The organism is Hafnia alvei (assembly GCF_034424155.1).
Taxonomy (GTDB): domain Bacteria; phylum Pseudomonadota; class Gammaproteobacteria; order Enterobacterales; family Enterobacteriaceae; genus Hafnia; species Hafnia alvei.
In genome coordinates this window covers 2,235,424-2,258,404 of the sequence record NZ_CP139992.1, presented here as the reverse complement: position 1 = coordinate 2,258,404, position 22,981 = coordinate 2,235,424, and the positions used below count along the sequence as shown (strand labels likewise).

The 22,981-nt window shown below is 49.8% G+C and carries 19 protein-coding genes; 13 read left to right on the top strand and 6 right to left on the bottom strand.

What is annotated here, in order from left to right; genetic code table 11:
• Window positions 1-90: 90 nt before the first annotated feature.
• Both menI and ydiJ read right to left on the bottom strand, forming a co-directional pair.
• A complete protein-coding gene (gene menI / locus U0008_RS10595) occupies window positions 91-510 on the bottom strand; it encodes a 1,4-dihydroxy-2-naphthoyl-CoA hydrolase (RefSeq protein WP_025801301.1) in 420 nt (139 codons plus the stop codon).
• Window positions 507-3,563 carry a D-2-hydroxyglutarate dehydrogenase YdiJ gene (gene ydiJ / locus U0008_RS10590; protein ID WP_043493161.1) on the bottom strand — a complete coding sequence of 1,019 codons (3,057 nt, stop codon included), beginning with the start codon at window positions 3,561-3,563 and terminating at the stop codon, window positions 507-509. Before ydiJ ends, menI begins: the two co-directional genes overlap by 4 nt.
• 698 nt (window positions 3,564-4,261) lie before the next feature.
• On the opposite strand from ydiJ, the gene ydiK reads away from it, so the two are divergent.
• Window positions 4,262-5,362, top strand: coding sequence for an AI-2E family transporter YdiK (gene ydiK / locus U0008_RS10585; RefSeq protein ID WP_025801299.1), 1,101 nt, complete (start codon window positions 4,262-4,264; stop codon window positions 5,360-5,362).
• A 535-nt stretch (window positions 5,363-5,897) separates the two neighbouring features.
• Here ydiK and ppsA read toward each other — a convergent pair.
• Window positions 5,898-8,273, bottom strand: a complete 2,376-nt coding sequence (ppsA, locus tag U0008_RS10580; protein WP_025801298.1) for a phosphoenolpyruvate synthase — start codon at window positions 8,271-8,273, stop codon at window positions 5,898-5,900.
• A 528-nt stretch (window positions 8,274-8,801) separates the two neighbouring features.
• Between ppsA and U0008_RS10575 the strand changes: the two genes are divergently transcribed.
• Together U0008_RS10575 and ppsR are read left to right on the top strand one after the other, a co-directional pair.
• Window positions 8,802-9,149 (top strand): DUF3024 domain-containing protein, encoded by a 348-nt coding sequence (locus U0008_RS10575; protein ID WP_025801297.1) that lies wholly within the window; start codon window positions 8,802-8,804, stop codon window positions 9,147-9,149.
• A gap of 117 nt (window positions 9,150-9,266) precedes the next feature.
• Complete coding sequence (gene ppsR / locus U0008_RS10570; protein ID WP_025801296.1) at window positions 9,267-10,088, top strand: posphoenolpyruvate synthetase regulatory kinase/phosphorylase PpsR; 822 nt, start codon at window positions 9,267-9,269, stop codon at window positions 10,086-10,088.
• Between the two features lie 177 nt (window positions 10,089-10,265).
• Here ppsR and pnuC read toward each other — a convergent pair whose 3' ends face one another.
• Genes pnuC through U0008_RS10555 form a run of 3 tightly spaced genes read right to left on the bottom strand, consistent with a single transcriptional unit; the run spans window position 10,266 to window position 12,462 of the window.
• Window positions 10,266-10,985: a nicotinamide riboside transporter PnuC gene (gene pnuC, locus U0008_RS10565; protein ID WP_043493160.1), complete on the bottom strand. Its 720-nt coding sequence runs from the start codon at window positions 10,983-10,985 to the stop codon at window positions 10,266-10,268.
• Window positions 10,985-11,737, bottom strand: a complete 753-nt coding sequence (locus U0008_RS10560; RefSeq protein ID WP_043493158.1) for a nucleoside phosphorylase — start codon at window positions 11,735-11,737, stop codon at window positions 10,985-10,987. The genes pnuC and U0008_RS10560 overlap by 1 nt, the downstream gene beginning before the upstream one ends.
• A gap of 23 nt (window positions 11,738-11,760) precedes the next feature.
• Window positions 11,761-12,462 carry a Crp/Fnr family transcriptional regulator gene (locus U0008_RS10555; RefSeq protein WP_043493157.1) on the bottom strand — a complete coding sequence of 234 codons (702 nt, stop codon included), beginning with the start codon at window positions 12,460-12,462 and terminating at the stop codon, window positions 11,761-11,763.
• A gap of 405 nt (window positions 12,463-12,867) precedes the next feature.
• Here U0008_RS10555 and U0008_RS10550 point away from each other — a divergent pair, with 405 nt between their 5' ends.
• The 10 genes from U0008_RS10550 (at window position 12,868) to U0008_RS10505 (ending at window position 22,920) form a co-directional block, all read left to right on the top strand.
• Window positions 12,868-13,914: a 3-deoxy-7-phosphoheptulonate synthase gene (locus tag U0008_RS10550; protein ID WP_043493365.1), complete on the top strand. Its 1,047-nt coding sequence runs from the start codon at window positions 12,868-12,870 to the stop codon at window positions 13,912-13,914.
• Window positions 13,915-14,091: 177 nt separating this feature from the next.
• Window positions 14,092-15,429, top strand: coding sequence for a heme anaerobic degradation radical SAM methyltransferase ChuW/HutW (hutW, locus tag U0008_RS10545; RefSeq protein WP_043493155.1), 1,338 nt, complete (start codon window positions 14,092-14,094; stop codon window positions 15,427-15,429).
• Window positions 15,426-15,950, top strand: coding sequence for a heme utilization cystosolic carrier protein HutX (gene hutX, locus U0008_RS10540; RefSeq protein ID WP_025801290.1), 525 nt, complete (start codon window positions 15,426-15,428; stop codon window positions 15,948-15,950). Before hutW ends, hutX begins: the two co-directional genes overlap by 4 nt.
• Complete coding sequence (locus U0008_RS10535) at window positions 15,947-16,564, top strand: SDR family oxidoreductase (protein WP_043493154.1); 618 nt, start codon at window positions 15,947-15,949, stop codon at window positions 16,562-16,564. Before hutX ends, U0008_RS10535 begins: the two co-directional genes overlap by 4 nt.
• Window positions 16,565-16,677: 113 nt before the next feature.
• Window positions 16,678-16,881, top strand: a complete 204-nt coding sequence (hemP, locus tag U0008_RS10530) for a hemin uptake protein HemP (protein ID WP_043493152.1) — start codon at window positions 16,678-16,680, stop codon at window positions 16,879-16,881.
• 115 nt (window positions 16,882-16,996) lie between these two features.
• Window positions 16,997-19,114, top strand: coding sequence for a TonB-dependent hemoglobin/transferrin/lactoferrin family receptor (locus U0008_RS10525; protein ID WP_046449400.1), 2,118 nt, complete (start codon window positions 16,997-16,999; stop codon window positions 19,112-19,114).
• 120 nt (window positions 19,115-19,234) lie between these two features.
• On the top strand, window positions 19,235-20,272 hold the full coding sequence (locus tag U0008_RS10520; RefSeq protein ID WP_043493151.1) for a hemin-degrading factor: 1,038 nt from the start codon (window positions 19,235-19,237) through the stop codon (window positions 20,270-20,272).
• On the top strand, window positions 20,269-21,108 hold the full coding sequence (locus U0008_RS10515) for a heme/hemin ABC transporter substrate-binding protein (RefSeq protein WP_043493150.1): 840 nt from the start codon (window positions 20,269-20,271) through the stop codon (window positions 21,106-21,108). Before U0008_RS10520 ends, U0008_RS10515 begins: the two co-directional genes overlap by 4 nt.
• Window positions 21,105-22,106, top strand: coding sequence for a FecCD family ABC transporter permease (locus U0008_RS10510; protein WP_043493147.1), 1,002 nt, complete (start codon window positions 21,105-21,107; stop codon window positions 22,104-22,106). Before U0008_RS10515 ends, U0008_RS10510 begins: the two co-directional genes overlap by 4 nt.
• The gene (locus tag U0008_RS10505) at window positions 22,099-22,920 is read left to right on the top strand and encodes a heme ABC transporter ATP-binding protein (RefSeq protein ID WP_038502199.1); all 822 of its coding nucleotides are present in this window, start codon (window positions 22,099-22,101) and stop codon (window positions 22,918-22,920) included. Before U0008_RS10510 ends, U0008_RS10505 begins: the two co-directional genes overlap by 8 nt.
• The last annotated feature ends 61 nt before the right edge of the window (window positions 22,921-22,981 follow it).

The following is a 22,981-nucleotide window of genomic DNA, read 5'->3' as shown; positions in this document are numbered from 1 at the left end:
TTAAACCTTCAGGGAAATTTCACTCAGTATATGGCGTAAATAGACACGCCCTTCAGCTTGGCTAAAGGGCGTAGCGATAAGTCGCGTGATTTAAGCAGGATCAATCACCGCGGTCGTTAGCCGAGAGGTGCAGCATAAGCGATTTTGCTGATCAAAAATTTCTATCTGCCACACCTGATGGCGGCGCCCAACGTGTATTGCCTTGCACACGCCTCGAACTCGTCCTTCACGCACCGCGCGAATGTGATTAGCATTAATTTCTAAGCCAACCACCTGCTGCTTGCCTTCACTGCACAGATAGCCAGCCAGCGAGCCTAGCGTTTCGGCTAATACCACCGAAGCCCCACCATGCAGCAGGCCGAAAGGCTGCGTCGTGCGACGATCGACCGGCATCGTCCCTTCGAGTTCATTATCACCCATACGGGTAATTTGGATATCAAGATGACCGACCATACAATCGGCACCGGTTTGATTAAGCTGCTCAAGCGTTGCCGCACGTTTCCAAATCATCGAACAATCTCCAAAAGTGCCTGTAGTGGATGGCGTAATCCGTTTCCTTCAATGCGTTTAACCTGGCTGCGGCAAGAATAGCCGGGAGCAAGACAACGCTGACGCGGCAAGCGTTGCAGTGCCTGATGCCACGATAGCTCATAAATGCCCAGCGAGTTAGCAAGGTTCTTACTCTCATGGCCATAAGTTCCAGCCATTCCACAGCATCCAACGCTGACATTTTCTAAGGTAGCACCATAGCGGGCAAATATTTTCTGCCATTGCTGCGTGCTGGCAGGCAAGGCCGTCGTTTCAGTGCAGTGCCCAAACAAGTACCATGACTCCCCCGTTTGTGGCGGTGTCTCCTGCGGCTGAGGCAATGCTTTTTGCAGCCACTCATGAACCAGCTGCACGCTGAAATCCCCACGCTGCTCACCTAAAACTTCACGATACTCATCGCGGTAGCACAGCACCAACGCAGGATCGACCCCCACCATTGGCATTCCCAAACGCGCAACGCGATTGAGGAAGTCTGCCGTTTTTTGGGCAGTTTTGGCAAAGCGAGTGAGAAAGCCTTTAATATGCTGTGCCTTACCATTGGGTGAGAATGGCAGCAATACTGGCTGAAACCCTAAGCGCTCAACCAAACGGACAAAATCTGCCACTACCTGAGCATCATAGTATGTCGTAAAGGGATCTTGCACGATCAACACATGGCGCTGGCGATCTTGCTCACCCAGTTTTTCGAGCTGTTCCAACGTGGTTTGGTAGGCGCTGTGCCCGGCTAGCGACTGTTTAAGCGTTGGCGTCGACAGTAAAGGTAAGTCCACCATGCCAATACGTTTTTCGCTCATACTGCGCAACCACGGCTGACTGAAGAAGAAGTTAAATACCTTAGGTGCCTTCGCCATCAATGGGGTATAGCTTTCAACGCCTGCGACCAGATAGTCACGTACCGGCCGCAGATAACGCGTGTGATATAGCTGTAAAAACTTGGCCCGAAAACCGGGAACATCAATTTTGATCGGGCATTGGGTCGAACAGGCTTTGCAGGCCAAACAGCCTGACATGGCGTCTTTGACCTCGTGCGAGAAATCATATTCACCTTTTTTGGCGTGCCAGGAATTACGCGTTTTCTCAATCATTCCGCGCACGGTTGATCGTTCACCCAATTTTTGCTCAAGCGTTAGCGGGTCGACTCCCTGCTCAGAAAGCAATCGTAGCCATTCACGCACCAGCGTCGCTCGGCCTTTAGGCGAATGAATTCTATCGCCGGTAATTTTCATCGACGGACACATGGGGCTGCGCACATCAAAGTTAAAGCACAAGCCATTGCCGTTGCACTCCATCGCACCACGATATTCTGTTCGTACCTGAAGCGGAATGCGTCTGTCAAAGGTTCCACGCTTTTGGGCATCGACCTGCATCATCGGCTCATCGCAATCGAGTGGAGAACAAATTTTTCCCGGATTCAGGCGATTGTCAGGATCAAACGCGGCTTTGATGCGGCGCAATTCGGTAAACAACGCGTCACCAAAGAATTCAGGGCTATATTGAGCACGAAAACCTTTACCATGCTCTCCCCACAGCAAGCCGCCGTACTTGGCGGTGAGTTCAACCACTTTATCGGATAGCGTTTTCATCAGCATTTCCTGCTGAGGATCGCACATATCTAAGGCAGGTCGCACATGCAAAACGCCCGCATCCACGTGCCCAAACATGCCATAGGTTAAATTGTGGCTATCGAGCAACGCGCGAAACTCAGCAATATAATCGGCCAGGTGCTGTGGTGGTACGCAAGTATCCTCCACGAAAGGAATCGGCTTAGCCTGCCCCTTCGCATTACCCAGTAGCCCCACCGCTTTTTTGCGCATCGCATAGATGCGTTCAATACCCGAGAGATCTTCGCAAACTTGATAGCCGATCACCCCGGCTTGCTGCGCCGCTATCAGCTCGTCCATGCGTTGGCATAATGAAGCAACACGCGCATCAATCAACGCCAGATCGTCACCGGCAAACTCAACGATGTTGAGCCCCAGCATCTCTTTATTGGGAACATCTAAAATCATGTCGCTAACGGAATGCCAAACAATGTCTTCACGCGCCAGATTAAGGACCCGTGAATCAACGGTTTCAACCGACAACGCTTTTGCCTCAACCATATAAGGCGCGTTACGCAGCGCAGAATCAAAGGAGTCATATTTAATATTCACCAACCGCCGCACTTTCGGGATCGGAGTAATATCGAGTTTGGCCTCGGTCACGAACGCCAGTGTCCCTTCGGAGCCGGTGATAATGCGCGTCAGGTCAAAGGTTTGCATATCATCGCTAAACACGTGGCGCAAATCATAGCCGGTCAGAAAACGGTTTAGCGCGGGGAATTTATCAATAATCAGCGCACGATTATCTCGGCAGGAATCCACCACTGCGCGATAGATTTTTCCTCCCAGTGAGCCACTTTGCGCAAGCTTCTCCGCCAGCTCAATCGGGACAGGAGCGGTATCCAGAAGCTCACCGCCCAGCAAAACAGTTCGCAGCCCTAATACATGATCAGACGTTTTGCCATACACCAGTGAACCTTGCCCTGAAGCATCGGTGTTTATCATCCCACCAAGCGTGGCGCGATTACTGGTGGAAAGTTCTGGTGCAAAAAAATAGCCGAAAGGCTTTAGATATTGATTTAGCTGATCTTTGATAACCCCAGCTTCAACCCTTACCCAGCCTTCTTCTGGGTTAATCTCCAGAATACGATTCATGTGGCGGGACATATCCACCACAATTCCGCGGTTTAGCGATTGTCCGTTCGTCCCGGTGCCGCCGCCGCGCGGAGTAAACACCAGCGAGCGATAGCGCTCTTCACTTGCTACGCGAGCAATCAATGCCACATCGGGCGTGGAACGAGGGAACAGCACCGCATCCGGTAATAATTGATAAATACTGTTGTCGGTGGCCATGGTTAGGCGCGCCGCATAGCTGGTATCCATATCGCCGGTAAAACCGTTACTTTTCAGCGATTGCAAGAAGTCCAGCACCAGTTGAACGAGTCCTGGTGCCTGAGAAATTTGTGGGATCATCCGTCTCAACCCTGTCATGGTTGCTTATCAAATAAGGCTTATCAAAGCGTGCTCACATCGAAACTGTCTGCATCTATGCGCAGTGCCTGAATCTGAAAGGCAGATCCACCCTTTATTATTAGTCATGCGCTTCGCTGAATGGCTTATGTGCAAAGCATGAACCTAAGAAGCTATCACAAAAAAAGCATAGATGCCGATGTCAGCGGCAACAAAATTTACCCTTTGATAACAATGCGATTGCAACTACACCAAATATACCGCTGGCAAAACGCGGTGTGAGTCGAACATTCTACTGAGCACTCACGCCTTCTCACTTTGCCTATAAAAATCAGAATCTCAGTTTTCTTAATGTTTCTTTAAGGTTCGAAAGAGATACTGCAAATCTAATTATTTCATTAGGTATATTTCATGTCCTATTTCCCTAAAACCTCTGTGGAATTTTGTGCTCAATTATTTGCAGCAGTCACCATAGTGGCTTTTGTCGTTCATTATTTCACCAGTAACTAGGTGGTATCGCCGCAAGCCTTATCACCACCGATATTTAGCCGCCTTGAGATACCGATTTATTAGATTGAGTATTCACGCTGAAATAACATCCACCTGCTATGCTTTCTTACATAGTGACGCTAGGTTTTTTACCCATGATAGGTCATCATAGGCATAGGGAACTCAATGTTCTATTTTAGGATGGATTTCAAATGTATAAACCGCAGCACAAATACGATCTCCCCCGCATCATGTTCGGGGTTTTGTTTGTATCGTTGATGATTGTCGCCTGTCTTTGGGTAGTACGACCATTTATTCTTGGATTCGCATGGGCCAGCATGATTGTTATCGCAACTTGGCCTGTGCTCATTAAATTGCAGAAGATATTTTGGGGTAAGCGCTGGATTGCCGTGTTACTCATGACATTATTACTGCTGCTACTCTTCATTATTCCTATTGCTTTAGTGATAGGCAGCCTGATTGATAATAGTGGCCCCGTTCTTGAGTGGGCATCATCGGCTAAAAACTGGTCTATTCCCGATCTGCTTTGGTTAAAAAGTATTCCTGCCGTTGGGCACAAACTGTATAACAGCTGGCATTCAATGTTAGCCGGTGGCGGCAGCATTATTATTGCCAAAATACAGCCCTATATTGGTCAAACCATCACCTGGTTTGTTGCTCAAGCCGCGCATGTCGGTTCATTCGTGTTGCACTGTTCCCTGATGCTGCTATTTAGCGCGCTGCTATATAGCCGCGGCGAAGATGTCGCCTTAGGTATCCGCCACTTTGCGGTTCGTCTAGGCTCAGAACGTGGCGATGCGGCGGTGGTTCTTGCTGCTCAAGCTATTCGCGCCGTTGCGCTCGGTGTGGTGGTTACCGCGCTTGTTCAATCGGTTCTCGGCGGTATTGGTCTGGCGATTAGCGGGATTGGCTACGCTACGCTGCTTACGGTACTCATGTTCATTTGTTGTCTGGCACAGCTTGGACCATTGCTAGTACTGGTTCCCGCCATCATCTGGCTGTATTGGAGTGGTGACACCACATGGGGAACGGTGCTGTTAGTGTGGAGCTGTGTGGTGGGGACATTGGATAACTTCCTGCGTCCTGCACTCATTCGCATGGGGGCTGATTTACCGATGATACTTATTCTGTCAGGCGTTATCGGCGGCCTGTTGGCCTTCGGCATGATTGGTCTGTTTATCGGGCCAGTCGTACTCGCCGTTTCTTATCGCTTAGTCTCTGCGTGGGTCCATGAAGCACCTGAACCGGTGAAAGACGTTGAGCAAGTCGCACGCGAATTAGATCAGCTCTAAGCAGAATCAAAAACATCGATATATCATCACGGGGCCAATGGCCCCGTTCTTAATTAAGACTATTCACATCACAACTCTCAGCATTTATTTCAATAAGCAAGCGACACAATTGAGAATATCCTTAAGTTTTTTCTTAATTTAATCATAAATAAATACTTAGCTTTTTTATTTGTGGTTAATTATCCAACCATTAAAGATTATTCTTAAATATGCTGAAAACAAACTATCGTAATAACTAAAAATGGGTTATATAATATAACCTATTCTGATTCAGATGATTCTTAAAGACGATCTAAGCCACCATACCTATCATGTTCAGTAACTTAGATTGCTAAGTACCCCTAAAGGAGCCGCTTTGTTTAAGCGTAACTTCTTACCGAATTGCTGTGTGTAGTCTTTGCCCATCTCCCTATGATGGGCTTTTTTTTTATTATTTTTCCAGCCTAATAAACCATCGAAAATATTTTAAATTATAAAAAAAGCGACTGTAAATAACAGTCGCTCGATTTAAGATTCGTTTAGTTTATAGCCGAATCTATTTTTCTGACAAATTAATCCACGTTTGAACTACCGTATCTGGATTTAAGGATAAACTATCAATACCTTCATCCATCAACCAGCGTGCAAAATCTTCGTGATCTGAAGGGCCCTGCCCGCAAATACCCACGTATTTTCCTTGAGCCTTAGCCGCTCTGATCGCCATAGAAAGCAGTGCTTTAACGGCCTCATTGCGCTCATCAAACAGCTCAGAAACCACACCTGAATCACGGTCCAAGCCCAACGTTAGCTGAGTCATATCGTTTGAACCAATGGAGAAACCATCGAAATGTTCAAGGAACTGATCGGCCAACAGGGCGTTTGATGGAATTTCACACATCATAATGACCTTAAGATCGTTCTCACCGCGTTTCAGCCCTTCCGATGCCAGCTGCTTAACTACGGCTTCGGCCTGCGCCACGGTGCGAACAAATGGGATCATCACTTCAACGTTAGTCAGCCCCATATCATTACGCACGCGTTTTACTGCAGCGCATTCCAACGCAAAGCAATCTTTAAAGCTGTCTGCAACGTAACGGCCTGCACCACGGAAGCCCAGCATTGGGTTCTCTTCATGTGGCTCATAGCGCTCACCGCCAACCAGATTGGCATACTCATTAGACTTAAAGTCAGACAGACGCACGATAACGCGTTTTGGCCAGAATGCAGCCGCCAGCGTGGCGATCCCTTCCGTTAAGCGGCCGATGTAAAACTCAACTGGGCTGTCATAGCCTTGCATCATCTGCTTAATCTCAGCCTGAGTCTCAGCATCTTGCTGGTCAAACTCCAGCAGCGCACGTGGATGCACGCCAATCATGCGGTTGATGATGAACTCCAAGCGCGCAAGACCTACGCCCTCGTTAGGCAGGCGAGCAAAGTCAAAGGCGCGATCGGGATTACCGATATTCATCATGATCTTCAACGGTAGGTCAGGCATGGTCGAAACCTGAGAGCTATGCACCGTAAAGTCCAGCATATCGCTGTAAACATAACCGGTATCGCCTTCGGCACAGGAAACCGTGACTTTCTGACCGTCACGCAAATGTTCCGTAGCATCACCGCAGCCTACCACCGCAGGAATACCCAGTTCACGCGCGATAATAGCCGCGTGACAAGTACGTCCACCTCGGTTGGTGACAATGGCCGATGCTTTCTTCATGATCGGTTCCCAATCGGGATCGGTCATATCCGTCACCAGCACATCACCCGGTTCAATGCGGTTCATTTCACTGATGTCATGGATGACTTTTACCGGCCCTGCACCGATGCGATGACCGATGGCGCGTCCTTCGGTCAGCACTTCGCTGTGGCCCGTTAGCTGGTAGCGCTCCATCACTTGCTCATTGGAACGAACGGTTTCTGGACGCGCCTGAACGATAAACAGCTTACCGGTGTGCCCATCTTTCGCCCACTCGATATCCATTGGGCGACCATAGTGTTGCTCAATCATCAGCGCCTGATGTGCCAACTGCTCCACTTCATGATCGTTCAAACTAAAGCGATTGCGTGCGTCATCTTCAACATCTTCAATACGAACCTGTTTGCCGTGCTCTTGGCTTTCGGCATACACCATTCGGATTTTCTTCGAACCCATGGTGCGGCGCACAATCGCAGGCTTGCCTTTTTGCAGCGTCGGTTTGTGAACGTAAAACTCATCAGGGTTTACCGCACCCTGCACCACCATTTCACCCAGACCGTAGGCTGAAGTAATGAAAACAACCTGATCGAAGCCCGACTCGGTATCAATGGTGAACATCACCCCCGCGGCAGCTAAATCAGAGCGCACCATCAGTTGCACGCCCGCAGAGAGTGCCACGCCACGGTGGTCATAGCCTTGATGCACACGATAAGAAATGGCGCGATCGTTAAACAGCGAGGCAAAAACATGCTTCACCGCCACCATCACCGCGTCGATACCTTGAACGTTGAGGAAAGTTTCTTGCTGACCGGCAAATGATGCATCAGGCATATCTTCTGCCGTTGCGGATGAACGCACGGCAAAGGATGCATCAGCATTATCTTGTGCCAGTTGTTGATAAGCACTACGAATGTCACGCTCTAATGCTGGAGTAAATGGCGTTTCAACGACCCACTGACGGATCTGTGCGCCCGCTTTGGCCAATTGTGTTACGTCATCAATATCTGTCTTGTCCAGCAAATCATAAATACGCTGGTTAACGCCGCTTTGTTCCAGAAAATCATTGAATGCCTGTGCGGTAGTAGCAAAACCATTAGGCACCGAAACACCAAGCTCAGACAGGTTGGTGATCATTTCTCCCAGAGAGGCATTCTTGCCCCCCACCCGATCAACATCGTGCATGCCGAGCTGGTTGTACCAAAGCACGTTATGCAAGTCAGGGCCATTACTAGACATCGAGACAATCCTTTTCACATTCAAAGATGGGTACAGAAAATAATTGTGGCCGTAAATCCGGCGTTTTCAGACTAGCACAATGTGAGGTTTCGCCAAGACAGGTGAATCGATCCACCTATTGGTGAATATCATGAATTTTCTTCAAACCGCACTTTTTTACTCAGAGCTGCTGAAATCCGTCAGCAAAAAACCATAAAAAGCTGAAGGACAATCGGTTTGATACAAGCAAACGATTCCCTTGGTTAATAAGTCCATATCCACACAGATAAAGCTGAAAAACCAGCGGGCTGAAGGCTTTGAATAGCTATTAATCAATTTTAGTGTTAGTTTACTGCGTGATTAGTCAATTTCGGTAATTAAACGCATTCAATAATTATCACGAGTGAATAAGTTCCTGACACGTTTTCCCCTCAAACGTTATCCTCCTGGCTGATCAATCCGTCACCACGCGTATCTGTTTTTATCCCGTTCTATCGAGTTAGTTGTTTAAACATCACAGCAAAAGATTTTACATTTAAGGTTATTGCCATGATTTTTACCGATTTAGAGCTCCAAGATATTAAACGTTGTATGGATTTATTTTTATCGAAGCGTCGCCCTGCCGAAAACCTACGCCATGAAAATGACCTTTCATATCGAATTACGGGCCATGACATCGACATTTTTGAGCTACACGCCTCAGATGAAGGTAAGAAGCCCAAAATGGTTGAACAACCTTCTATAAAAGTGACCTATGTAGAAGACACTAAGCAATGGACCCTCTATTGGATGCGGCCTAATGCCGAATGGCATCTCTATCAAGATGATGCAGTTCCCTCTTTCAGCATTGCGATGCGCATTGTCGATCGCGATGAGTTTGGCTGCTTCTTCGGATAAAAGCCTTTCGCTTGAACTTGTTTTCGTAATCCGCAGTTTGAAATATAAAATATGTAAATAAAATGTGAGTGCGCTAGAGTAGGAGCTACGTCAGAAAAGCCCCTATAGGAGCGCGGAGTGGAAAGAAGCGTATTTTATATTTCAGATGGCACGGCAATTACCGCCGAGGTTCTCGGCCACGCGGTACTGTCACAATTTCCCGTCGACATCACCTCATTCACCCTACCCTTTGTAGAAACTGAAACTCGCGCCGAAGCCGTGTGCCAGCAAATTAACGACATCTATCAACGTACTGGATCACGTCCGCTGGTGTTCTATTCCATTGTCTCGCCAAAAATTCGCGAAATTATTCACAGCAGCGAAGGGTTTTGTCAGGACATCGTTCGGGCGCTGGTGGCACCGTTGCAGGATGAATTAGGTATGAATCCAGTTCACGTCGCCAATCTCACCCACGGTCTGACTGAACATAACCTACTAAAGTATGATGCCCGTATCGCCGCTATTGATTACACCTTGGCGCACGATGATGGCATTTCTCTGCGTAATCTCGATCAGGCGCAGGTTATCTTACTCGGCGTTTCTCGCTGTGGAAAAACCCCCACTAGCCTTTATCTCGCCATGCAGTTCGGTATCCGCGCCGCGAACTACCCTTTTACCGCCGATGACATGGATAACCTCCAACTGCCGCCCGCGATTAAAGCCTATCAGCATAAGCTTTTTGGCCTAACGATAAACCCTGACCGACTTGCCGCGATTCGCGAAGGACGCCGAGAAAACAGCCGTTATGCCTCGATGCGTCAGTGCCGACTGGAGCTGGCCGAAGTTGAAGCCTTATACCGCAAAAATCAAATCCGCTATCTCAACACCACCAATCACTCGGTCGAAGAGATTGCTACCAAGATCCTTGATACACTCGGCCTGAGTCGGCGGATGTATTAGTTTTAATACCTGTTTGTATCGTATATGGAAAAATCCTTTTGTTTAAAGTTAGAAGTGAAATAGCAATATTTCGCATCAGAATAAATATTACGATACGCGTAGATCACAAACAAAAAAGGCCCTATTCCCATAGAGCCTTTTCACTAAGATTAACTTTAATTAATTCAATTTAATCGCCTAAGAACTCAATGGCGAAGAACCATGTGCTTTGGCGCTCTTAATCCAAGCTACTGAGCCCATGATGGCGATAGCGGTCAGTAGTATATATTCCAATGACATCGCGTAAACGCCTTGGATGGCGTAAATCACTACGCTAATTACGTCAATGAGTACCCACAACAACCAGTTCTCAACGTATTTCCGTGTCATCAATACCATTGCGGCGATAGAGAGGATCAGCATCGCGGAATCCCACAGCGGGAATGCATCCGGCTGGAGTTCTGGCATCACAACGGAAAGACCTAAGAATTGCATTAGACTTATTGCAATACGAGTCAGTACCGCAAATACCGGATCGATAAAGAACGTCATCAATGCAATAGCGACGATGCACACCAACGCCAGCGTTATGGCCTTATTGCGGGGCAGCCAGCGGATTTTTAAAGCGGCTTCATTAGCCTCGTTCTGACGGCTCCATGCGTACCAGCCATAGAGATTGGCGGCAAAGAAGAAAACCTGAAGCAATAAGCTGGCGTATAGCTGAATTTGGAAAAAGATTGCGGCAAATAACGTAACGTTAATTAACCCAAATAAATAGTTAATGATTTTTTCTTTACTAGCAAACCAGATGCATAGCAAACCAAATATGGTACCGATAGCTTCAATCCATGAGAGCGCATAGCCACCTTCGCCCAGCGGGATATTAACCATCACATTTGTGATACTAAAAAAATCCATTATTGCCTCCCTTCGAGACTATCTTGATACACAGTTTCTAACGCAAGAAGGATCTCGCGAGATTCACCTTGCTGTGCTGATTTTTCTTGTTGCTGGTAATCATTAATCCCTTCAGTCAGGCAGGCATTATGCTCAACAACCACATTCAGGATCGATGCCGTTCGCATATGGCGCAGCGCGCCAACAACCATCAGCGCGGCAGTTTCCATATCAGCGGCTAAGATACCTTTATTTGACCAATAATGGTCTATTTCCTGCTCATGATCGGTATAAAAACTATCATGACTGCGCACATAGCCGCAGTGGGCGGTATATTCCAACCGCTTGGCCTGCTGAACCAGCGTACTAACCAAGCTCATATCTGCGCAGGCGGGATACGCGGTTTTAACATAGGCATCACTGGTGCCTTCATCGCGCACCGCCGCGTGAGCGATAACTAAATCACCAAGACGCATGTGATCTTGCATCGCGCCGCAGCTTCCGATGCGAATTAAATTTGTCACACCGATTTGGTTGAGCTCTTCAACGGCAATCGCCGTCGAGGGCCCGCCCATGCCGGTTGACATCACCAGCACTTCCACTCCTCGAAACCAACCACGCAATGCGCGGTATTCTCGATGACAGCCCAACGCCTCAACGTTCTCTAAAAATTGCGCTGCGTGTTCTACGCGTTTTGGATCTCCAGGCAATAATGCATAACGCGCCTGCGTCATACTTTGGCTTAGCTGAATATGGGGTTGTCGCTGAGTCATAATATATCCCTATGAATCACTCGTTATTGTTCTGACTGTTTTAGTAAGCGTTGAGGATCGATAATCTGAAGCTGCTCACCGTTAATCGCGATAATATTTTTCTCGCGGAGTTCGAATAAAATGCGGTTAATGCTACGCGGTGCAACCGCAAATTGTTCGCTCAGCTTTTGTTTATTGAATAACATCCATTTGCTGCTATCGGATCCCTGGTGTTGGAACCGTTGTAGTAAATCTAAACAAATACGTTGGTGTAACGAATAAAGCGTATCTTCACCGGCCTTTTTAGACAGTTGGTAGTATTGACGGCTAAATAACTGCAAGATTTTTTGATTAAAATAGTTATCCAACGCCAGCCAGCTACAAAACTCCTCTCGAGTTAGCGTTAGCAAGGTCACATTGCCAAGCGCTTCTACAGAACAGATATAAGGGCGTTGCTCAAATATTTCTAATTCGCCCAACATATCGCCTTTGTTATACCGAGCCTGTGAGTATTTGCGGCCATCATCAGCGGTGGTAAATACATCTACCTCCCCGTGCACGATCAGATGAAACTCTTCGCAAATATCTCCTTGCCGACAAACCAACTCACCCGCAGAAAATTGGCTTAATTGCCAGCAACGCAAAATTTCCAATGGACAATACTTCAGCAATGAGTAAAGCGTTTGGTCGCTTGTTACCAGCTCAATAACGCTCAGCCACTGACTGTTTTTATTCTCGCTTTTCATGGTGATAACTATATTTCCTCTCATTGACTAAAGACAGGACACATGTCCTGAAGCCGGTACTCATTGCAGCGCAAACTGCCAACAACCTCTAATAATAGAATACCGTATTGGACATTTATCCTCAGCGCGCTGAAGCTCGTGTTGTTGACGGATGAAACGCATTTATCGTGGCCGTAATCCGCAAAGAAGTCATACTTTCAGCAGAACATTACGGCGTGATTTTGTCGATAAAATCGACACTCAAGCCTGATAGAAATCATCCTATACACATGTACTAGTAAAAAAGTACGTCATTTGTACATAAAACAAACAACACACTCTTGATTTGTCCGTCAATTGCTTTATTGTGATCGTCATCACTTCCCGGTACTCCTGCCGTAGCGAAGAACAGATTTAGAGATGGTTATGCACAAGACCGATGAATTGCGAACTGCGCGCATCGACACCCTTGTTACGCCTGAAGAACTGGCGCAACAACTGCCTGTTGGATCGACGGTTGCAGAAAACGTGACGGCGTCACGTAAGCGAATCGAAAGAATTCTGAGTGGTGATGATAAACGCCTGCTGGTTATCGTTGGTCCCTGCTCTATCCATGATATTGATGCTGCCGTTGACTACGCTCAGCGCTTAGCCACCATGCGCGACAAATACCAAAATCGCTTGGAAATTGTCATGCGCACCTACTTTGAAAAACCGCGCACCGTGATTGGTTGGAAGGGACTGATCTCCGATCCCGATCTCAATGGTTCATATCGGGTTAACCACGGTATCCGCTTGGCGCGTGAACTTTTGCTGAAAGTGAACGAACTGGGCGTGCCGACGGCAACCGAGTTTTTAGATATGGTGACCGGTCAATATATCGCCGATCTGATCAGTTGGGGCGCTATCGGCGCGCGCACCACGGAAAGCCAGATCCATCGCGAAATGGCATCGGCGCTTTCCTGTCCGGTAGGCTTTAAAAACGGCACCGATGGCAATACGCGCATCGCGATTGATGCCATTCGAGCTGCGCGCTCAAGCCACATGTTCCTTTCGCCCGATAAACATGGTCAGATGACAATTTACCAAACCAGCGGTAACCCTTACGGTCATATCATCATGCGCGGGGGTAAAACGCCGAACTATCATGCCGATGATATCGCCAGCGCCTGCGACAGCCTGCGTGAATTTGATTTGCCTGAGCATCTGGTTATCGACTTCAGCCACGGCAATTGCCAGAAAATGCATCGTCGCCAGCTTGATGTTGCGGCCAATGTTGGGCAACAAATACGTGATGGTTCCAATGCAATTGTGGGGATCATGGCCGAAAGCTTCTTGGTTGAAGGCACACAGAAAAACATCCCGGGACAAGCGTTGACCTACGGCCAATCTATTACCGATCCGTGCCTAAGCTGGAAGGATACTGAAACCCTACTCGAGCTACTTGCCGATGCGGTAAGCTCACGATTGTAGTCTCATACATGCAAAAAATGCCGACCTTAGAGTCGGCTTTTTTTTAGCCATTTATTTGTATTAATTATCATTTCGTTTTGATTCAGATCATCCAATCGTAATTTCTTTGTTGATTAAATGATTATGATTATCATTTAATGTTGGCCTTTATCAAAAAGTCACCAAGGAAATTTGCGCATGAATTTGGATCTAGCGCCCTATTTCGCCGCGGAAGAAGGCATCCCTTTCCGTGACCGATGGGCCACTATGCCGTGGCGAAACCAAAAGCCAGTCGCCCCAGAAAGCGTTGACCAACACTGGCAAAGCATTCTTAACAGTCGTGTTAGCGGCAACAAGCGTCTGCTCTATCTACACATCCCATTTTGCGCTACGCACTGCAAATTCTGCGGTTTTTATCAAAACAAACTGGAAGCAGAAGCAACCGAAGAGTACTGCGACTACCTAGTGCGCGAGATCGAGATGGAGGCATCCAGCCCGCTGCACCAATCATCGCCAATTCACGCCGTTTATTTTGGCGGCGGCACACCGACTGCACTGTCCGCCGTTCAGTTGCATCGAATTATCAGCGCGTTAAAACGCCTGCTGCCGTTGGCACCAGACTGCGAAATTACGGTTGAAGGCCGCATTCTTAATTTTGACGATGAGCGCGTCGATGCGTGTCTGGAAGCGGGTGCTAACCGTTTCTCGATCGGCATTCAAACCTTTAACACCCGCATTCGTCAGCGTATGGGCCGTCGCGCAACCCGCGAAGAAGCCGTTTCCTTCATGCGTCAGTTGGCCGAACGCGATCGTGCCGCCGTCGTGTGCGATTTGATGTTTGGTTTACCCGACCAAACCATGCAGGATTGGCAAACCGACCTCGATATCGTCAGCGATTTGCCTTTAGACGGCGTCGATCTCTACGCGCTTAATCTTTTGCCATCTACCCCGCTCGGCAAAGCCGTCGAAAACAAACGCGTCACCCTACCCGATGTTACCCAGCGCAGAGATTTCTATCTGACCGGTGAAGCATTCTTAGCCGACGAAGGCTGGCGCCAGCTCAGCAACAGCCACTGGGCTCGCACCACGCGTGAACGTAATCTATATAACCTGCTGATCAAACAAGGTGCAGACTGCCTAGCCTTTGGCAGTTGCGCAGGCGGCAACTTAAACGGCCAGTCATACATGATGGAACGTAGCCTTGAGCGCTATTACCAAAAATTGGATGAAGGACGCAAGCCGATCATGATGATGACCTCGCGTAGCGATCAGTATCGCTGGCGACTCACCTTGCAGGGCGGTATCGAAGTGGGATATTTCGATCTGGCGCGCGTTCTTGCCAACCCAGCTCCGCTGGAGCCGTTGTTGCAGCAGTGGCAAACATGCGGATTGATGACCGTCAACGGTTCTCGTTTCCGCCTCACACCGGCTGGCCGTTTTTGGGCGAGCAATATCATGCAGGCGCTACAAACGCTCGTTCCACAACTGCTAGAAACTCAGCTAACTCAACCTATTCAACTGGAGCCAACACCATGAGCCATACTTCTTCCGCACAGCAGCACGACCTGATTGCCTTTCTGAGCACAAACCCAGACGGTACTGTCGAAGATATCGCCAAGCGCTATGACGTAACGCCTTTGGAAGTTATCCGTTTAATTCCCACCGCGCAGGTTTTTGATGGCGCACAGTTTGATACGGTTTGGGATGATATTACCCAGTGGGGCGATGTCACTACGCTGGTGAATAACGAAGACCTGATCCTTGAATTCCAAGGTGAATTACCGAGCGGAACTCACCGTCATGGCTTCTTCAACCTGCGCGGTAAAAAAGGCCTGAGCGGCCATATTCGCGCCACCCACTGCGTGCATATTGCGCTGGTTGAACGCCAATTTATGGGCATGGACACCGCTTCCGTTTGGTTCATCAATGCCGCCGGTCGCGCGATGATGAAAATCTTTGTCGGCCGCGATAGCCATCGTGTACTGCTTGCCGATCAGTTAGCTGCTTTCCGCGCTTTACCGAGCAAAATGACCGCTCAACAGGAGACCACCGTATGACTCCATGGTTAATTTTTGGTGCCGGTAGCGGCGTTGGTGCGGAATTAATCACATTAGGCCTGCGTGAGAAACGCCCGCTTTTTGCACTGGTGAGAAACCCTGAACAAGCGCAAGCATTACGCGAAAAAGGCGTGCAGGTTATTGAGGGCGATGCTCTCGATGCGGAAAAAGTTGAACAGGTTTGCCGTTTAGCCGGTGAACATGCCCGCATCGTTTCAACGCTTGGTGGCCGCGAAGGTGATTACCGAGGCAATCGCCTCATCATCGACACCGCTGAGCATTGCGGCCTCACTCATATGGTTTTGGTCACCTCTATCGGCTGTGGTGACAGCTGGCCAACGCTATCAGAACGCGCGAAGAAAGCCTTTGGCCAAGCCGTGCGCGAGAAATCTCTAGCGGAAAGCTGGCTGCAAACCAGCCAACTTCGTCACTGTATTTTACGCCCAGGTGGACTTTTCAACGGTGACTCAACCGGAAATGCACAGTGTATTCAAGGCGAAGCCCACGGTTTAATTCGCCGCGCCGATGTGGCTCTGATAATTCAAAAACTCATCGATGACGAAAATTCATACGGGAAAACCTTCGCGCTGGTTGACCCGATGCTCAAACCGTAAAAAGGTTCACATTTTTTGAAAAATTATCTTGCCGTGCCATGCACATTTCATGATAATGATTCTCATTGTGATAACAATTAACATTCACTTACTTTTCGTAAGAAAGAGCGCACATGGAAAAGCCGAATATTGATCCTCAATCTGTTGACCTGTTGAGTTTATCGACCCACCAAAGCCCCACGTTCTTTACCTCGGCTGCGGCAGTGATCGATAGCCACACACTCCTAGGTGATGATGGAAAAGTCATTATTCAGCATCAAGGAGAACAGTACCAACTGCGCCAAACAAAATCAGGCAAGCTGATCCTGACCAAATAATCAGTACATCATTCATTTTAATTTAAACATTAACTTTGCCAGCCACCCAGCCTCATTGAGGCAAGGCAGCCAGCAACCCTGATGCTATGTTTTCGTACATACGGAGTGTTGCCCCATGTCTTGTTCCACCCGCGCCAGGCTGGCTCGTTCAACCTTTAGCCCTTCTCGCTTAAGCATTGCCGTTGCTTGCGCCCTACCGCTCTTTGCGCATGCTGAAGCCTTGGTTGATACAACTTCAGGATCAACATCGCAAGAAATTGCCTACACGGGAAATACTCCAGCCGGTGGCAAAGACAGCAAACAGCAAAACACGATGACCGTCACCGCCACGGGTAACGAACGCGACAGCTTCGAAGCGCCGATGATGGTATCCGTTCTCGAAAACAACGATCCAGAAACCCTGACCGCCAGCTCAGCACCCGATATGCTGCGCCATATTCCAGGCGTAACCATTTCCGGTGGCAGCCGTGCAAACGGACAAGACATCAGCATGCGTGGCTACGATCGCCGTGGCGTTTTGGTTCTGGTTGATGGCGTTCGTCAAGGCACTGACACCGGTCACCTCAACGGCACGTTCCTCGATCCCGCATTGATCAAACGCGTTGAAGTGGTACGTGGCCCCGGAGCAATGCTGTACGGCAGCGGCGCATTAGGCGGTGTGATCTCTTATGAAACCGTTGATGCCGCAGACCTGCTAATGCCGGGCAAAAACACCGGTTATCGCGTGTTTGGCACCGCAGGCACACAGGATCACAGCCTAGGTATGGGCGCGAGCGCCTACGGCAAAACCGATGACTTAGACGGCATCATCTCATTTAGCACCCGCGATCGCGGCAATCTGCGCATGAGCAACGGTTTTGACTCTCCTAACGATGAAACCATCAGTAACGTGCTGACCAAAGGCACGTGGACCATTGATGAAAATCAGTCATTGTCTGGCGATCTGCGTTACTACAACAACGCCGCACGCGAGCCTAAAAACCCACAGACTGAAGACGCAGGCACCGGTAACGTGATGACCGACCGCTCGACCATTCAGCGTGATGCGCAGGCGAGCTACAGCTTAAAACCGGTTGGACAGGATTGGCTTGATGCCAAGCTGACCGGCTATACCTCCGAAGTCAAAATCAACGCCAGCCCAACCGGCTCGTCTTATGAAAAACGTAAGCAAACTACCAACGGTGCTAAATTAGAAAACCGCAGCCGTTTATTTGCTGACAGCTTTGCGTCTCACCTGCTGACTTACGGCACTGAAGCTTACAAGCAGAAACAAACCCCAGGCGGCGCGACCACCGGCTTCCCACAGGCTGACATCAAATTTGCGTCTGGCTGGTTACAGGATGAAATCACCCTGCGCGATCTGCCTGTCGATATCGTTGCCGGTACCCGTTACGACAACTACAAAGGCAGCAGCGACGGCTACGACGACGTCAACGCTGACAAATGGTCATCCCGTGCGGCCATGACCATTAACCCGACTGATTGGCTGATGGTGTTTGGTAGCTATGCGCAGGCGTTCCGCGCCCCCACCATGGGCGAGATGTATAACGACTCCCTGCACTTCCAGATGGGCCCAGGTATGGCGAACTACTGGAAGCCAAACCCAAATCTGAAACCAGAAACCAATGAAACCCAAGAGGTTGGTTTCGGTCTGCGCTTTGATGATGTGTTGATGGCGAATGACTCCCTGAAATTCAAATCCAGCTACTTCGGCACCAAAGCCAAAGACTACATCAAAACACAAGTCACCATGGATATGGGCTTCGTCAACGGTCGTTTTGGCTGTATCGACTGTAGCACCACGTCAACCAACATCGACCGCGCCAAAATCTGGGGTTGGGATGCCGCCTTGGAATACCAAACCGATTGGTTCGGTTGGAATCTGGCCTACAACCGTACTCGCGGTAAAGATCAGAAAACCGGCGAATGGCTCGACAACATCAACCCAGACACCGTCACCAGCCAGCTGAATGTACCTATCAGCAATACTGGTTTCTCAGTGGGCTGGGTCGGCACCTTCGCCGATCGTAACAATCAGGTCAACGCCGGTACTGCACCACAGGCTGGCTATGGCGTGAATGATTTCTACGTCAGCTACAAAGGTAAAGATTCGTTCAACGGTATGACCACCAGCGTCGTGCTGGGCAACGCCTTCGACAAAGAATATTACACATCACAAGGCGTTATTCAGGACGGTATCAACGGCAAGGTACTGGTTAGCTATCAGTGGTAATGAGCGCATCGCAGCGATAAAAACCTCCCCCAATTTGGGGGAGGTTTAGCACATATAAAAATTGGCACTACCCGTTTGATTGATTTATTTAAGCACCCTATCCCTATAAAGGAAGAGAAGATGAAACCTGCACTATATGAGCAATACCTGGCTGCCAAAGAGCAGAACAGTGGAAAATATGCCCGCGATCTGGCTGCGATCTTGAATGTGAGCGAAGCCGAATTAACTCATGCCCGCGTGGGGCATGATGCACGTCGTTTAAATGCGGATGCCCGCACGTTACTGGCGGCGCTTGAAGCCGTGGGCGAAGTTAAAGCGATTACGCGTAACGAATATGCCGTTCACGAACAGCTTGGCAGCTACGAAAACCAGCATCTACACGGCCATGCGGGTTTGATCCTCAATCCAGGCAGCATCGATCTGCGCTTATTCTTACAGCATTGGACCAGTGCCTTTACGCTGACCGAAGAGAGCCGCAACGGCGAGCGCCACTGCATCCAGTTCTTTGATGCTCAGGGCGATGCGCTGCATAAAGTCTACACCACGCCGAACACCGACATTACCGCTTGGAACGATCTAATTGGCCGTTTTGTTAGCGATGAGAATCCTGCGTTAGCGATCGTACCTGCGTCCTCCGAAGCCAAAAATAGCCACGTGGATAATCAGGCTATCGACGCTGAATGGCGCGCCATGACCGATGTTCACCAATTCTTCCAACTGCTGGGCCGCCACAATCTGTCACGCCAGCAGGCCTTTGCCGCCGTCGGTGACGATCTCGCGTATCGCGTAGATAACAGCGCGCTGACCCACCTACTGAACACCGCTAAAGAAGACCAAAACGAGATTATGGTTTTCGTGGGCAACCGTGGCTGTGTGCAGATTTTCACCGGAAAAATCGAACGAGTGGTGCCACATCACGAGTGGATCAATATCTTTAACTCCCGCTTCACACTGCACTTAATCGAAACCGCGATTGCAGAAAGCTGGATCACCCGTAAACCAACCAAAGACGGATTTGTTACCAGTCTGGAACTGTTTGCCGAAGATGGCACCCAGATCGCCCAACTGTTCGGCCAACGTACCGAAGGCCAGCCAGAACAAGAACAGTGGCGCACCCAGATTGATGGCCTGCCACGTCTGAATGGAGTTGCCGCATGACATTAGCCCGCCGCTTTGCGGCGGTGCTTTCTGCACCGCTGATGGTTGTATTCTCTCTGAACGCCGTCGCAGCCGACCGCATCGTTAGCGTCGGCGGTGACGTCACCGAAATTGTTTATGCGCTTGGCGCAGGCGATCGTCTGGTTGCCAGAGATACAACAAGTACCCTTCCCGCTGCCAAAAATCTGCCTGACGTAGGCTATATGCGCCAGCTCAACGCTGAAGGCATTCTTTCCCTAAAACCAACCATGGTGTTAGCCAGCGAACTGGCGGAGCCTTCTCTGGTGCTGCGTCAAATCGCGGATGTGGGTGTGAAAGTGGTTCCCGTCAGCGGCGAGGCCTCACTCGACAACGTACCGCACAAAATTCAGCAGGTCGCCAGCGCGCTTAATCTAGAAAAGCAAGGCGCGGCGGTCACGCAAAAATATGAGCAACAGCTGGCAGCCGTTCCTCGCACCCCGCTCAAAACTAAGGTGCTGTTTATCCTTAGCCACGGTGGTATGACGCCAATGGCCGCCGGTCAAGACACCGCCGCCGATGCGATCATCAAGGCCAGCGGCGCGCAAAACGCAATGCAAGGTTTCTCACGCTATCGCCCGCTGTCGCAAGAAGGCGTCGTGGCCAGTGCGCCAGACCTCGTTCTGATCACCCGCGATGGTTTCAAAACCTTGGGCACCGTGGATAAAGTTTGGGCGCTGCCGGGTATGGCATTGACCCCTGCGGCTAAAAACAAACAAATTCTGGTGGTTGACGATATGGCGCTGCTAGGATTTAGCTTAGAGACGCCGGCTGCACTAGCGGCGCTGCGTGAAGCGGCGGAGCGAGCACAGAGATGACAAAAGTATCGCCACGCATTGCATTCAGCGTACTCATCGTCCTGTTGCTGGCGCTGGGTTTAGGCTCCGCCAACTTAGGTGCTCTACGCCTTTCATTTCATACTCTGTGGGAAACACCGCTAGATGATGCGATGTGGCAGGTTTGGCTGAATATTCGTCTGCCGCGCGTATTACTCGCCACGGTAGTCGGCATTGCGCTGGCGGTGTCCGGTGCCATCATGCAAGGCCTGTTTCGCAATCCGCTCGCCGATCCAACCTTATTAGGTATCAGCAGCGGTGCATCATTGTGCGTTGCCCTAGTGATTGTGATGCCAATGACGCTGGCGCCTACATTGGCACTTTATAGTCATATGCTGGCGGCCTTTGGTGGCAGCCTATTTATTTCCCTGCTCATTTACGGCCTCAGTCGTGGCGGACACGGTTCGCTGTCTCGCTTATTGTTAGCCGGTATCGCTATTAACGCACTGTGCTTTGCCTTGGTGGGCGTTCTTAGCTACATCAGCAATGACCAGCAACTGCGTCAGTTCTCTCTCTGGAGCATGGGCAGTTTAGGGCAAGCGCAATGGGGAACGCTGCTCGCGGCCTCCTCGTTGATCCTCCCTGCCAGCATTGTTGCCCTGTTGATGGCGCGCCGTTTGAATCTTTTACAGCTTGGCGATGAAGAAGCTCACTATTTAGGGATTAACGTGCCTAAAACCAAGCGCCAACTTTTACTGTTGAGCGCGGTTTTAGTGGGCGCAGCCGTGGCAGTCAGCGGCGTGATTGGCTTTATCGGTTTGGTGATCCCCCACTTGGTGCGCATGCGTTTAGGTGCCGATCATCGCTGGTTGCTTCCCTGCTCGGCATTGGGCGGAGCCTGTTTATTATTAACCGCAGACACGCTGGCGCGTACGCTGGTGTCACCCGCAGAAATGCCCGTTGGCATGCTGACCAGCTTGATCGGCGGTCCTTACTTTTTATGGCTGATTCTACGTCAAAAGGAGTTTAGCGTTGGATAAGCAATCTGAAATCCGTCTTACCCCCGCAGCGCTACAGGCGCACAACATCAGTTACCATCTGGGTCAGCGTCGGCTGATCAAGCAGGTTTCGCTCTCTTTACAGAGCGGTGAAATGGTGGCGATTATCGGCCCTAACGGCGCAGGCAAATCGACACTGATGCGCTTGTTGACCGGCTTTTTGCCACCGAGCGAAGGCCACTGTGAATTACAGGGTCAGCCGTTGGTAGAATGGAGCCCGCGCCAGTTAGCGCGCACCCGCGCCGTTATGCGTCAGCATAGCGATCTCGCTTTTGCTTTCAGCGTGCGAGAAGTGGTGGCGATGGGCCGTTCCCCCTATCCAAACCAAGGACGCGAAGGCGAGCATAATCAGCGTGCGGTTGAACATGTGATGGCGCAAACCGGCTGTGATGTATTAGCCGATCGCGATTACCGCGCACTCTCCGGCGGCGAACAACAGCGCGTTCAACTGGCTCGCGTATTAGCCCAGCTTTGGCAGCCCGAGCCGCAACCGCGCTGGCTGTTCTTAGATGAACCCACCTCGGCGCTCGATCTCTATCATCAACAGCAAACGCTGAGACTGCTGAAGTCGCTGACCCGCAGCGAACCACTTGGCGTTTGTTGTATTCTGCACGATTTAAATTTGGCCGCGCTGTATGCCGATAGAATCCTGCTGCTGCATCAAGGACAGTTGGTGGCACAAGGCACACCACAAGAGGTGTTAAACGGTGAAACGCTAACCCGTTGGTATCATGCTGATTTGGGCGTTATGCCGCATCCCGAGTGCGGGGAACCGCAGGTATTTTTACGGCGGTAGGGAGTTTGTCCCCCTTCGCAGGGGGAGGAGCAGATCGAGATTCTCTCAAACCTCTCCAAAC